The 13,755-nt window shown below is 65.9% G+C and carries 10 protein-coding genes; all 10 read right to left on the reverse strand.

The annotated features are described in order from the left end of the window. Positions 1-4: 4 nt before the first annotated feature. Positions 5-1,330, reverse strand: coding sequence for a type II secretion system protein (locus ACSQ3Y_RS20505; RefSeq protein WP_436178673.1), 1,326 nt, complete (start codon positions 1,328-1,330; stop codon positions 5-7). After that, positions 1,327-2,559: a type II secretion system protein gene (locus ACSQ3Y_RS20510; RefSeq protein WP_436178674.1), complete on the reverse strand. Its 1,233-nt coding sequence runs from the start codon at positions 2,557-2,559 to the stop codon at positions 1,327-1,329. Before ACSQ3Y_RS20510 ends, ACSQ3Y_RS20505 begins: the two co-directional genes overlap by 4 nt. Beyond that, positions 2,556-4,766 (reverse strand): hypothetical protein, encoded by a 2,211-nt coding sequence (locus ACSQ3Y_RS20515; protein WP_436178675.1) that lies wholly within the window; start codon positions 4,764-4,766, stop codon positions 2,556-2,558. Before ACSQ3Y_RS20515 ends, ACSQ3Y_RS20510 begins: the two co-directional genes overlap by 4 nt. 23 nt (positions 4,767-4,789) lie before the next feature. After that, on the reverse strand, positions 4,790-5,602 hold the full coding sequence (locus ACSQ3Y_RS20520; RefSeq protein ID WP_436178676.1) for a type II secretion system protein: 813 nt from the start codon (positions 5,600-5,602) through the stop codon (positions 4,790-4,792). Further along, positions 5,599-6,219, reverse strand: coding sequence for a hypothetical protein (locus tag ACSQ3Y_RS20525; RefSeq protein ID WP_436178677.1), 621 nt, complete (start codon positions 6,217-6,219; stop codon positions 5,599-5,601). Before ACSQ3Y_RS20525 ends, ACSQ3Y_RS20520 begins: the two co-directional genes overlap by 4 nt. A gap of 115 nt (positions 6,220-6,334) precedes the next feature. After that, complete coding sequence (locus tag ACSQ3Y_RS20530; RefSeq protein WP_436178678.1) at positions 6,335-7,612, reverse strand: type II secretion system F family protein; 1,278 nt, start codon at positions 7,610-7,612, stop codon at positions 6,335-6,337. 22 nt (positions 7,613-7,634) lie between these two features. Then, positions 7,635-9,374 (reverse strand): GspE/PulE family protein, encoded by a 1,740-nt coding sequence (locus ACSQ3Y_RS20535; RefSeq protein ID WP_082604444.1) that lies wholly within the window; start codon positions 9,372-9,374, stop codon positions 7,635-7,637. Continuing rightward, positions 9,358-10,905: an ExeA family protein gene (locus ACSQ3Y_RS20540; RefSeq protein WP_436178679.1), complete on the reverse strand. Its 1,548-nt coding sequence runs from the start codon at positions 10,903-10,905 to the stop codon at positions 9,358-9,360. Before ACSQ3Y_RS20540 ends, ACSQ3Y_RS20535 begins: the two co-directional genes overlap by 17 nt. Then, positions 10,902-11,891: a tetratricopeptide repeat protein gene (locus tag ACSQ3Y_RS20545; protein WP_436178680.1), complete on the reverse strand. Its 990-nt coding sequence runs from the start codon at positions 11,889-11,891 to the stop codon at positions 10,902-10,904. The genes ACSQ3Y_RS20540 and ACSQ3Y_RS20545 overlap by 4 nt, the downstream gene beginning before the upstream one ends. Continuing rightward, a complete protein-coding gene (gene mshL / locus ACSQ3Y_RS20550) occupies positions 11,888-13,744 on the reverse strand; it encodes a pilus (MSHA type) biogenesis protein MshL (protein WP_436178681.1) in 1,857 nt (618 codons plus the stop codon). Before mshL ends, ACSQ3Y_RS20545 begins: the two co-directional genes overlap by 4 nt. Positions 13,745-13,755 lie beyond the last annotated feature (11 nt).

Consider the following 13,755-nt stretch of genomic DNA (forward strand, 5'->3'; position numbering starts at 1 on the left):
GAAATCAATGGCCGATCGCATCGGCTGTCAGCGTGTTGTTGTTGATCGAGATCGACAGGTCCGTCATGGCCGTCGTCCGTTCGGCAAAGTCTTTGTGCACTTCCTTGGCCTCGGCCAACGACGCAATCGCGTCAACCTGAGCGAATGCCGCCAGTCCCACGCTGATCCCCGCTGCCACAATGCCCCCCGCAGCCAATCCGATCTGAGCAGACCGGACACCGGCGCTGTAGGTGGTGTCGCCAACGGCGGACACCATTTCCTTGGCGGCATCGAGCACGCCTGCGGCAGCACCTGCAATGCCTGCGGCAGCAGCTGCGACGTCGGCTTCTGCCAGCTTGACGGAGATGAACAACTGGTCACGGTAGTCGTACAACGAGCGTTCAATCACAAAAGCACCCATGGCCGCGTTGAAGTGAGCGTGGGAGATTGCGGACAACGCGGCACCGCAATGCAATTCGGCAAACAACTCCGCGTGGCTGGCAGCCATCACGATGTCGTCGTAGGTGTTGGTGACGCGCTTTGCGGGTGCCTCAAAGGTCGGCGCAGCACTGGTGGCGGTGGCATTCGCTCCATCGAACGATTGCCCATCGCCGTTGGCGTCCAACATGCCCGGCGCTGCGATCACGAACGCCACCGAACGCCTCACGCCACCCAGCGTGGTGGCGAGGCCTCCGGCAGGCGCAGGGATGACGACACTCCCCAGGTTCAGCGCAAGGCAGGCGTCGACCAGCGTGGTCGACTTGCCTGCCAGCGGGCACGGCGGACCGTTGGCGGCATCGCACAAGGGATTGAAGATGGGAGCCGCAGGCGGCGCGGATTGGGTCGCGGGCTGGGTCGCCCCCAGCAGGACCGCCGTGGACTGGGGAATGGGCGGCGCGGTGGCGTTGGGACCATCCGCATTTTGAGGCCGGGGCTTTGGCGTGCGAATGCGCAACGGGTTCATTCGGTCACGGGCAACAGCCAGGTCCTGGTCCAGTTGCGCGGTTGCCGCATTGGGCTGGCGGTAGACGCCATAGCGCAACGCCTTTGCATCCAGGCTGGGAATCCCCAGCGCTCGCCACGGCAGGAAACCCACCTGGCGCAACCCCGCGCCGTCGGAGCAGGCCTCCACGCCATTGGCGTCCGCCGCAGGGCAAGGCAGGCGGTAATTGGCATGCAGAAAGCCCACAAGGGCATCTCGCGCCTGCTGCTGCGCCGTTATCTGCACCGACGTGACGCGCTGGCGCTCAGCCAACTGCCAAAGGATCACCGCAGCGGGCAGGATGATCCCCAGGGCCAGAAGCACCACCGACAGTTCGACGAGAGTAAAGCCCCTCACTTTGCGCTTCATGGATTGAGCCCTTTCTCGTCCAGATTGATGGCATCGGTGAGGGCATTCGTGAACGACTCGTAGACCTGGATGGCGTAGGTGTCCGCAGCGAGGCGCTTTTGCCGCGAGACCTCCAGCGCTGCCTTCGCTTCGTCAAGCGCTTGGGCCGCAAGCACGGTTTCAGCAATCGATGCGCCCAGGTTCACGGCGGCAATCGCAACGGTAAAGGCGGTCACCCCCTCGGTGTTCGCGGCCGACGCAATGCTCAGCACCCCCCCGGCCGTCGCAAGTGCCAAGCCCATCGCGGCAACCGCCACACCCGTCTCTGCGCTTTGGACGGCAGACTCTGATGCTGTGATGTCGAACAATCGCAGGGACCAATACTCCTGCATCACCCGTGCAGTGTCGTAAGCGGCATAGGCCCCCTGCGCCGCAGCCTGCATTTCGCTCAGGCGGGCCGCGCATCCAATGCGTGCGCTCAGGTCGGATGGACCGACCGCCAGGCTCAGATCGTCGAAATCGTGGGTCTGGGGGCGGCCTGGAAAATCGAATTTCCACGCAGGATTGGCGCCTGCGGCATTGTTGCCATCAAAACGGTTGTTCTCACCGGGATGCACGAGGACGTAAGCCAGGGGAATGGAATCCGTTGCATTCCCCGCCGACAGCGCACCTGTCGCCGTGGGGTTGGCAGCGTACTGGCGCAGCACGGCGCACCAGTCCAGGCCGTTGAACACGGCGCGGCGGGTATTTTTTGCCCTGCCAATGGCACTGGTCGCATTCGCCAAGGCGGAGGTCACACCTGCGCTCGGTGTAAGCCCCGTCTGGTGTGCGGGCACAGCAAGGCCGGTGAACTCGATATACAAGTCCGGGGAAGCCAGTTTTGGGGCGGTCGCGGTATTGAGCGCCAGGTCCATGGACCCACCGCGGTTGACGCCGTAGTGGATCTGGTTGAATTGGCTGCCCAGGCCCAGGGTGCGCCACGGCAGGAACACCGCGTCGGCATCGCCGCAGGCCTGGACCCCCTGGGCATCTGAAGCAGGGCACGGCATGGTGCTGTTGGCAAGCACGAAACCTTCCACGGCCGACTGGGCTTCCGCCAGCTGGGCCAGCATGGCGGGCCGCTGCAGAGGCTCACGCGTGGAAACGACCCAGCGCCACACCAGTACGCCAAGAATACCGATGACGGCCATCGCCACGGCCAGTTCCACCAAGGACAGGCCGCGCTCCCGGTGCAGAAGAAAGCGCTTCATCGGATGCCTCCCTTCTGGTCGGCGCGCAGGAGGATTTCCATGGCCCGTTCGATCGGCATGGGCGTAACGGCCCCATTGTTGGTGATGTTGCAAGGTGGCGGGTTGTCCTGCTGGGTCTTGAGCTGCTGATAGATGGCTTGGGCATCCGTTTCCCGCTTCTGGGCGACTGTCAGCTCGCTTTGCAGAATCGCGAGTTCCTTGCGCAGCCTGATGGGCAAAAGGAATTTCGCGTTCGGGTCAGGGCTGGTCCTGGATCCACCAAACAGATCCACGACACCAGCCAGCACATTGGAGGAAGTGTTGACAGGCCCCAAGGGGCACAGTCCATTGCTCAAAGAGCAACCTGGCTGGATTTCAGTGGCTCCGTTGAAGCGCCGGTAGGGTCCGGCGTCAACCAAAGCGTTGTAGGCTGTTTGGAAAGCCGTGGCCGCAGGCCCCAGGTTGGCCTGCGCGGCGGCCAGATCGCTCTGAGCGGTCGCAAGGTTGGTCTGGGCGTTGTTGCGCTCAGTCACGGCCTTGTCGTACTCTGCCTGCAGCGCCACGGGGTCATTGAGCAGCGTGCGCTGCGAGGTCTTCTCCAGCATGGTCTTTTGCAGCGCCGCCTTGGCAACGGGATCGGTCGCAACAGCAATCTGCGCATTCAGCGAGGCGATGTCCGTATTGAGCTGGGTAAGCAATGCTGTTCTGTTGGTGATCATGTTCCCGTAGGACGTGACTTCACCACTCCAGGAGGTCACCGCAGCCTGGTAGTCCGCGATCCGGTAGTCCGCGTTGGTTTTGGCCGCCGTGTAGTCGTTCCAGGTGGTGGCTGCCGTCTGCAGGGTCGCCACCCTGTCATCGATGTTCGTGGAAGTGGCGCCCGCTCTCACATACGCGATCAACAGGTTGATGGCATTGGTCCTGTTGGTGTCAGCGTTGTTCACGTCATTGGTTTTGCTCGTGACCGCAGCCTGTTTTGCTTGCCTGGCTGCGATGGCATTGTCCCACTCGGTCTTGGCCGCATTGACCGAAGAGCTGAGGTCGATGGTGGGGCACACCGCGCTCAGATCGGCACTGCCATCGGCCAAGGCCAGCGCGTTTCCGGCCATCACAGCGGCCACAACGTTTGCGGCGATGGAAGCAATGTTGAGGTATATGACCCCTCCCGACAATGCGGTCGCAGTCGCGTGGATGCCGATGGCGGCACAGGCGTTGACGGCCAAGCCCAGCGAGGCAGCACAAGTCACCGTGTCGACAACGGTATTGGCGGCATCCGAGATGGTTTCCAGAACCAATGCACCGGTTTCGACGGCGGTGATGGCGGCGCCCAGCGCGGCAAATGCCACGGCCTCCTTGGCAGAGGCGATATTGTCCGTACGCATGCCATGCACCTGCTCAATCACATCCACCCCCAGGGCCATGGTGTTGATGGAGTCGATCAACGGGTGGCAATGGAATGCGGACAGGAGGCTGGCATGTGAACGCTCCAGCACGATGTCGTTGTAGAGCGCCAGCACCGGCCGGCGGCCCGGGTCTTCGACCATGCTGTCGCTCCCGGTGTTGGCTCCGTCAAACAGGTTGCCGTCGCCATTGGCGTCCCCATTGCCCGGATGCACGAGCGCATAGGCCACGGTCCTGACAGGTGTCGAGTTCACCTCCGCCATGCCGGCAGCTGGGGCGATGGCCCGCCCTGCGTCCAGCCGCTGGCAGAAGTCCGGCAGCGTAAGGACGTTGGCCGTGTAGGTGCCGCCCGTGGCAGTGGTCTCGCGCATGGTGGCGAAAGTGCGACCGGTTTCGTCATACTCCAGCGGCCTCCAGGAGTCGTCCAGCACCGTCAGGCTGTTCGCACCCGTTCCGCGCTGCACGAGGTAGCGCAACTGGCCCACATCCACACCGGCATCGACACCCGCCAGGGCCATGGTGACCGTTGGCAACCATCCACTTTGGTTGCCGGCGCCACAGTCCTGCAAGCCATCGCGGTCGATGTCAGGGCAAGGCAGGCTTCCGGCCACCGTGACGTATGCAATGAGGGCCCGGTCTGCTTGCGAAAGGGCCTGGCGTTCCTGGCGGGCGGTGTTCACGGCCGAGCGTTCGCGCCACTGCAGGTAGCCGATGGTTGCAAGGCCCGCCATCACGGAAATCAGGAGCAGCACCTGCACGAGGCCGAACCCGCGTGAGCGGCCGGGCGCTCTGCGTGCGCGGTGGGCATTGGAATGGTTTGTCAGCATGGGAGGTATCTAGGCAAACACCGTTACGGCAGACTTTTGCGCAGCCAGCCGGCGAGTTGGGCCGGGGACTCGGCCACGACCACATCGTCGGAACCGAAGCGCAGGGGCGCCGAGGGGCTTGCAGCACAAGTGCTGACAGGCACATGCGGGGCATCGAATCGGCTTCCATCGTTGTCCTTGTCATCCAGCGGAACGATCACCCAGTAGGCCGCAACCATGACCAGGTTGCCAGCGCAGTCAATGGCGCCAGCGGGCCCACCATCTCCGGTGAGGTAGGTTCTGGCCGTTGCCGCCGTTTTCCTGGATGCCGTGTTCAATGCCGCAATCAGGTCCGTGGTATCACGGTAGTTGGGACTGGCACTGGCATTGGGGTTGGAAGGATCAGGCACAGGGTCCCCGGTCCGCTCCTTCACCACGGCAAGGTCTGCATCAGCGGTATCCACGACATTGGGGTCACGGAACACCGAATAGCGCGCACGCAACAGCGGCACCGGAAGCTCCAGCCCCACGCTCACATAGGGGAACCAGCCGACCTGCGTACCTGTGGTGCAGACCCCTGCGGTCAGTGCCTCGTAGCCGATGCCCGCAACGCTGCTGTCAGGGCATGGAAGCCGCCCATGGCGCAGCGCAAAAGCGCGGACGATGGATTGCAGCTGTTGTGCTTCGGCGCGGCCCCGTTCGATCTGCTGCTGCGCTGTCACGGTTTCGTACCCGCTGAACGCAGCCCAAGACATCAGGCCCGCCACCACCAGCGCAACAGCAAGCTCTACCATGGTGAAGCCCGCCTGCGCAGCACCTTGCGCGGGAAGGTTGCTGCGGAGTGCGGCACAGGTCATTGCGCCTTCCCTGCGGGCGTGGCCCGGCGCGCGTAGGTCTGCACATTGGCGGCCGCAACGCTCATGGCTTCGCTGACGCGGGGCAATTCTTCAAGAATGACGCGACGCCGGGCCACGTCCTTGGGGTCCAGGCTGTTGGAGATGGTCTTCAGTTCGCGGTTGAGCGACTGGACCTTGGCACTGCCTTCCAGCATCACCCGCAATGCCTGAAAGTAGCGCGGATCCAGCTCACCCTGCGACAGGGACTCCAGTTCGTTGAGCGCTGCAATCACTTCGGTAGGCGAGGCGTCAGGCCCCTGTGCCGTCAGCGTCGCAAAGCGAGCGCGCACCTCAGTCAGGCGCCTGCGGCGCTCCTGCGAATTCATGCCGGAGGCCGGTGCCACAACCGCACTTGCAGCCTGCCCCGGCGCTTGGGAAGCGGGCGCGCCAGCCATCGCCAGATCCCGGCCTTGTTCCTTCACACCAGGAACGGTCGCTGCGGGCGATGCCGCCGCGCCTGCCGCACCAGCAGCTACCGGCTCGGGCGCGCCCGAGCTCCCAGTCCACACGCCTACGGCAAATACCAGCGCCAGCACGAGCAGGCCAGCGGCACCGCCGATCAAAACACCCTTGCGCATCATTGCTCCGTCCCAATTTTCACACCCACGCCAGCAAGGCGGCGTGAAGCAAGCGATTCACACGCCCACAGCACACTGCAAAACGCAGTGTCAGAGGCGAAAAGGCGTTCAGCCTTCATTGCACGCCTCCCAGCGTATGCCCGACCGACTGCCGCACCAGGTCGTACACCGGCAGCAGCAGCGCCACGATGAGGAACAGGAACAGACCGCCGGCGATCAGGATGATCACCGGCTTCAGGATTTCGGCCAGCGACTGGACCACCACTTCCAGGCGCTTGCGGTAGTCTCCGGCCAGGTGGGCCAGTTGCTGGTCCAGGCTGCCGGACTCCTCGCCCACCGAGATCATGCGCACCGCCATGGCCGGGAAGCCGCCCACACGGCGCATGGAGGAAGACACCGATTCACCACGCGACACCGATTCGGCCACCTGGATCAGGCGGGTGCGGTAGTAGCGGTTCTTGGTGGCGCGGCCCAGGATGCGCAGGCTGGAGACCAGGTCCACACCGGCACGCACCAGGATGGACAGGTGCTCCGTCATGTGCGCCATGCCTGAGGAGACGAGCAGCGTGCGCGATATCGGCAGGCGGTGCAGCAGGTTGTAGGTGGCCAGCTGAAAGCTTTCCGAGCGTTTGAACAGCACGGTACCCGTGATGGCGACCACGGCGACGACGAGCAACACCCAGGGCAGGTGGGTCGAGAGCATGTTGGCGAACGACACCAGGCCTTCGGTGATGGGCGGCAGCTTGGCCTGCATCTGCTTGAACAGCCGGGCCATGTTGGGCACCACGTAGTAGATCCAGAAGATCGCCACGCCGATGATGGTGGCGAACACGAAGGCCGGGTAGATCAGCGCGGTCTTGATGTCGCGCTTGATGTTGATCATGCGCTCCACGTGCTCTGCCGCCTCGCCCAGCATGCGGTCGAGCGTACCCGTCTGGTCGCCGATGGAGACCAGGTTGCGCACGGTCTCGGGGAACACGTCGGGGTGGCGGTTGAAGGCCTCGGTCATGCCCACGCCGGCGTTCAGGTCGTCGAGCATGTTGCGCGCCACGTAGGCCATGGCGCGGTTCTCGCTGGTGTCGCTTTCGTCCACCAGCGTCTGCAGCGCGTCCAGCGCAGGCACGCCGGCGCGCATCATGAGGCCCATGTCGCGCAGGAAGCCCGCCAGGTCTTCGCCGCGCACCTGGCGGCGAAACACGTGCATGAGGATCTCGGAGAAGAAGGCCAGCCAGGCCGGAAAGCGGAACAGGCTGAGCACCGTGCCGTCGGTGTCCGATTCGATGCGCATGCGCACCGACACCTCGCGCTTGACCGCCAGGCGCAGCAGGCCCGAGCGCACGCCGCCATGCGGCAGCAGCACCCGGTAGTAGTAGGTATTGAGGGATGAGGCCATGGGTGGTGTCCGCCGAAACGGGTCAGTCCTCGCCCACCGTGCGCAGGATCTCTTCCATGGTGGTCTCCCCCGCCAGCACGCGGTTGCGCGCCAGGGTCAGGATGGGGCGCATGCCGGCGCCCATGGCGCGCTGGCGGATTTCCGCACGCGTGGCGTCGGAGGCGATGGCGTCGGCCAGGTCGCGGTTGACGACCAGCATCTCGTACACAGGCAACCGGCCCAGGTAGCCGGTGTCGCGGCAGTGGTGGCAGCCCGCGCCGTGGAACACCTGCGGCGTCGAGTCGGGGTTGGTCAGGCCCAGCCAGCGGCGTTCATCCTCCGTCGCCAGGCGCGGCTTGGCACAGTGCGGGCAGATGCGGCGCACCAGGCGCTGGTTGATCACCGCCACCAGGTTTTCGGCAATGGTCTCGGTGTCCACGCCCAGCAGCTTGAGCCGGGGCATCACACCGAAAATGCTGCCCACATGCAGGGTGGAGAGAACCAGGTGGCCGGTGGACGATGCGTCGAGCGCGGCGCGTGCGGTCTCGGAGTCGCGGATTTCCCCCACCAGGATGATGTCGGGGTCATGCCGCAGAAAGTGCCGCATGGCGTTGGCGAACTCGTAGCCCGCGCGGCGGTTCACCTCGGTCTGGCAGGCCACGGGCACGCGGTACTCGACCGGGTCTTCCACCGTGAGCACATTGCGCTCGATCAGCGGCTGCATGCGCAGGGCGGCATGCAGCGTGGTGCTCTTGCCGGAACCCGTGGGGCCGGTGATCAGGATCAGACCGTGCGGCTTGGCAAAGGCCTTGGCCATCACGGTCACGTCTTCCTGCAGAAAGCCCAGATCGGCCAGCTTGTCCAGGCTGCTGCGCTCAGGCAGCAGGCGCAGCACCATGCGCTCGCCGAATTCGGAGATCAGCGTGGAGACGCGGATCGTGTAGTTGTGCTCCATCACCTGGGCAGTGAAGCTGCCGTCCTGCGGCAGGCGCTGCTCGCTGGCGTCCATGTCGGCCTGCAGCTTGACGTAAACCACCAGGCGGTCGAGTGCGGGCGACAGGGCGAACACGGGGCGCAGCACGCCGTCCACCCGCAGCAGCACCGAGCGGCTGCGCGCCGTGGGCGCCAGGTGGATGTCGGTGGCGCGTTCGCGCACGGCCAGGTGCAGCATGTGCTCGAGCAGGCGGGCCGGGCTGTAGGCACGGTCGATGTCGGCTTCGAGCTTGCGCACTTCGCTCTCGACCAGGCGGGTGGGCGGGTTGTCGGCAAAGTAGTAGTGCTGCTGGATGGCCTGGGCCACGCTGTCGAACTCGCCCTGGAAGAAATGGCAGGACTTGCCCAGCTTGCGCAGCACCAGTTCGCGCACGGCGTCGGGCTGGGCATCGCCCAGCACCACCTCAATCTGGCCTTCGTGTTCCCGCACCGGCAAAAAGCCATAGGTCAGGCACAGCGAGCGGTTGAACACCGCTGCCACGGCCGGGTCGGGCTCGGGCATCTCGGCGGCGTTCACGAACAGCAGGCCACGCTGGCCAGCCAGTTGGCGGGCCACCTCGTTGGCACTGGCAAAGCCCAGTTCCACGAGCAGGTTGCCCATGGGCACCTTCTCGATCTTCTGCTTTTGCAACACGTAGTCGATCGCCACGGATGAGACAACGCCAGCATTCACCAGCGCCGCCCCCAGGGAAGGGCTTTTCTCCTGCAGGGCAGCCAGGCGGTCGGTGACGGAAGTGCCGGGCGGCAGCGAAAGGGCGGCGTCTAGCACCGGGTCAGCGGGCGGATACATTCTGCTGCTCCAAGATAAAGAAAGTCAGTTCGTCTGGTTTGCCCGTGGGGGCCAACCCGTGTTGCAGCTGGAAGCGGGCAAGCGCCTCCCCCGTCTTGGAGCCGAAAAAGCCGTCGTCCAGCTCGCGCGGATCGAGCAGACCCAGGCCCTTGAGCTTGAGCTGCACGTTGCGCGTGGCCTGCTGGGCCGCCAGGATGTGGCGCGCCTCGCTACGGCCCAGCCACGCCACCCATGCATCCTTGCCCTCGGTAAAACGGCAAACACGGGGCATGGGCTTGAGCGCATTGGCATTGGCGCCCAGGGGCTGCGGCAGGCGCTGCACCTGCAGCACGTCGTCAGCGGTGGCAATGGCCTTGAGCTGGGCTTCGCAAGCAATGCGGGGAGAAACTTCGGCCACGGACACGGTCGCAGACGCTGCAGCAGCGCTGGGGTCAGCGGCCGCCGATGCGACTACGGCAGGTGCGGGCTCTGCCACCGTCGGCATCTGCGTGACGGGAGCCGGCGTTGGCGCCTCGGGCGCAGCCTTGGGCACTGGCGCCAGCGGGTTCTTCGGGGCGGCATCGACCACCGGCGGTGCACTGCCGCCGGAAGAAGACAGCCCCCAACTGGCCAGCGCCACGGTGGCCGTGGTTCCGGCCACCAGGCCGGCAGCAACCCAGGCCCAGCGGCGGCGGGGGCGTGCCACGGCGGCAGCGATGGTGGCGGCGTCATCGCCCAGCGCCGGCATGTCTGACACTGCGCGCTGCACCAGCGCCTCGGTGATCACCGAGCCGCGGGTGCTGGCCAAGCCGTACAGGCAGCGGTCCAGCACCAGGTGGATTTGCCGCAGGTTGCCCTGCGTGACGCGGTAGACGATGTCCACGGCGGCGGGCTCGATGGACAGGCGCCCTTCCGCACCGGCGGCATTGACGCGGAAGTCGAAGTACCGGGGCATCTCGTCCTTTTGCAGGCCCGACAGGCGGGCATGCTTGACGATGCGGCTCTTGAGCTGGCGCAGCTCGGGCGTGGCCAGGGTCTCTTCGAGCTCGGGCTGGCCCACCAGCAGGATCTGCAGCAGCTTCTCCTGCCCGGTTTCCAGGTTGCACAGCAGGCGCACGAGTTCGAGCGACTGCACGCTCAGGTTCTGCGCATCGTCGATCACCAGCAGGCTGGTCTCATCGGCCTTGTGGCGCTCGATCAGGAATTCCGTCAGCCGGGCCAGCCCCTGCTCCACCGCGTCGCTGGGCGGCAGGCCGAAGTCGCTCTGGATGGCCGAGAGCAGTGCGCTGTCCTGCAGGAACGTGTTCAGGATCAAGGCCGAGCGGCAGTTCTTGTCCTTGAGCGTATCGAGCAAGCGCCGCACCATGGTGCTCTTGCCCAGGCCCACCTCGCCGGTGAGCAGCACGAAGCCCTTGCGCGCCTCGATGCAGTGCGCAACCTCCGCAAAATCCTCTTCCAATCGGGGCGTAAAGAAGTACGACCCCGCGTCCGGCGTGGGAGGGAAGGGATTGCGCGACAGACCCAGCGTCGCGTAGACAGGGCTGGTGCTCATTGGCGGGCGTTGGGGGTGAACTGGCCCAGGGCCGAGCGCAGCGCAGCCGAGTCGGGGGACAGGCGCAGTGCGGTGTCCAGCGTCGCACGGGCCTCCTCGGGCTTGCCCCGGCGGCTGTGGATGCTGGCGAGGTTGATGGATGCCTCTTCATCGCCAGGCATGCGGTCCAGGATGGCGCGGTACTGCTCGGCAGCGGCGGCGTCGTTGCCGGCGCGCAGGTCGAACCAGGCCTGGGCACGCAGCAAGCCCAGGGAGCCAGCGGGCAGGCGGGCCTTGAGGGCCGCCAGCTCGCGCTCGGCATCTGCGGTCTGGTTGTTCTTCATGGCCGCCACGAAGCGGGCGAAGCGCAGCTCCACGGGCGTTTCGTCCAGCACAGGCGCGGGGGCTGGCATCACCACAGGCAGGGCGACTGCACGGGTGGCGCGGGCGGGGCGCGGCGCCGCTGCAGGGCGCGGTGTGGCCGTGCGGACGTCGGCCTGGCCGGTGGCAGCCTGCGCCACCATCACGCCCGATGCGGACATAGGTGCGGCGGCGGCTGGAGCGGCCTGAACCTGTGCGACAAGTGCCGGCGCTGACGGCGCGGGTGCAACTGCGGAAGGCATGGGGGCTGGCGCCGTGGCGGCAGCCACCGCAGCGGGCTGAGCGCTGGCGGCTGGCAAATCGACCACCGGCGTGGCACCGGCAACCGCAGGCACTTCCACCAGCGGCTGCGGGGCCGCCAGTGCCGGCGGGGTGGCCACCGGCAAGACAGGCGCCGCAACAGCCACCACGGGCGGCAGCGGCTGGGGTTGCTTCTGGCTTTGCCACAGCACCCAGCCCAGGCCACCGGCGGCCACCACGATGGCAAATGCCAGGGCACCATCCAGCCACGCAGGGCGGCCGCCGCGCGGGGCGGTGGCAGCGCGGGGCCGGGCCGTGGCAGCGGGCGCAGCAGGGGATGCCACGGCCGTGTCCATGGATTTCAGTGCGTCGTGGATGAGGCTCATAGCACACGCACCCGCAGAACGATGACCAGCTCACGGCTGTTGTGCACCTTGTTCTCGTTGCCGAACAACTTGCCCAGCAGCGGCACGTCGGAGACACCTGGGGCACCGCGGTCGTTGTTGGAGTTGCGCTGATCGATCAGGCCGCCCACCACCACCACGTCGCCATCACCCACGTTCAGCGTGGTGGTCAGGCCCTTGTAGCTGACCTTGGGCAACGATATGAGGTTCTCGCCCCCCACCGCCACCAGTTGCAGGCTGGCCGGGTCCACATCGCTCTGCATCGGGTTGAGCATCAGCTCGATACGGCCGTCTTCACGCACCATGGGGAGTACGCCGACCATCACGCCCGAGAACACCGTGTCGGTCTGCACGCTCGACGACGTGGTGGATGCGCCGCCGCCGGGTACCGTCTGCGTGGAGGCCGATTGCGATACATAGCGCGAACTGGTGCCCACCGACAGCAGCGCCGGCGTGCCGTTGCGCACCTGTATGTTGGGGTTGGACAGCACCTTGAGGTTGCCGAACGCGCGCAGTGCATTGATCACGATGCCGTAGTTGCTGCCCTGGTAGGACGCGCCGAAGGCCGGGCCGGTCAGACTACCGATGAGCGCGGCGGGGATCGAGATGGCGCGTGCAGGGTAGCCGTTGCCCGCATTGGGCAGCGTGCCGTTGCTGCCGCCCAATTGCATGGGCGAGGAGCCGAAGCCCGTGGCCAGGCGGCTGCGCAACGAATTCCAGTCCACACCGAACTCGAAGTTGTCACCCAGCTGCACGTCGATCAGCTGAGCCTCGACATACACCTGCTTTCCCAGCACCTTGTGGATCTGGGCCAGCATCTTCTCCACCGTGCGCATCTTGGAAGGGCGCGCCTTGACGTAGAGCGTGCCGGTCTGGGAGTTCAGGGTGAAGCCGCCCTCTTCCTTGATGGTGGTCACCGATGGACCTAGCGCCCCGGGCCCCCGGGCCACGTTTGCCGCGCCGGTTCCATTGGGGGCGGGTGTTCCCGTCCAGGCCGAAGGCGTGGATGGGGAATAGCCCGGCGCCTGCACGTTCGCGCCCTGCTGCTGTTGCTCCAGGCGATCCTTGGCGTCGTCTTCCAGAAGGGCCTTGAGCGCGCTGGCCACGTCTGCGTAAGGATCGGCAGAGCTGCCGCCGGAGCCCGACATGGTCAGGCTGCCCTGCTGGGCGCCCGAGCCGCCGCTGGAGCCACCGCCGCCACCGCCGCTGCTCCCTCCGCCACCGCCATTGCTGCTGCCGAATACATTGCCCCCCGACCCCATCTGGATGCTGGACTTGGTGTTCAGGAAGTTGAGCGAGAAGAACTTTTCCTCGGTCAGGCTCACGCGCAGCGTGTTGCCGCGAAACTCGCCCGCCACGTCGTACGTGCGCATCACTTCGTTGAAGCCTTCGCGCAGGGTCACCTGGCGCAGGTACATGTCGGCCAGTTGGCCGCCACGCAGCACGTTGGGGTCCACGATCAGGTTGAGGTTGCCGGCATCGGCGAATGCCCCCAGGATCTGGCTGATGCTGGCCTTGGACATGGCCACGTTGATCAGCTTGCCTTCGAGCGGATCGAACACGGGTGCCATCGGTGCGATCACCGGTGCCGGTGCGGGCCTGTTCAGGTCTGCCAGCAACAGTTGCTGGTGCTCCAGCAGGCGCTTGGCCTCGGCCACCGCGTTCTCGCGCATCTGGTCGGCAGCCGCGGTGTCCGGCGCGGGCAGGCTGGAGGCGCTGCGGGGCGGACCGTTGGCGCACCCGCTGAGAATGAACGCGGCGCACACCAGGGCCAGGGGCTTGAAGATCGGAGGATGGGTCATATCGCTGTCCTTGGCACCGCTTGGGTGATTCATGGATTTCTTGA

Origin of the sequence: Acidovorax sp. LjRoot66 (assembly GCF_964253305.1) — a bacterium.
GTDB lineage: Bacteria > Pseudomonadota > Gammaproteobacteria > Burkholderiales > Burkholderiaceae_C > Acidovorax.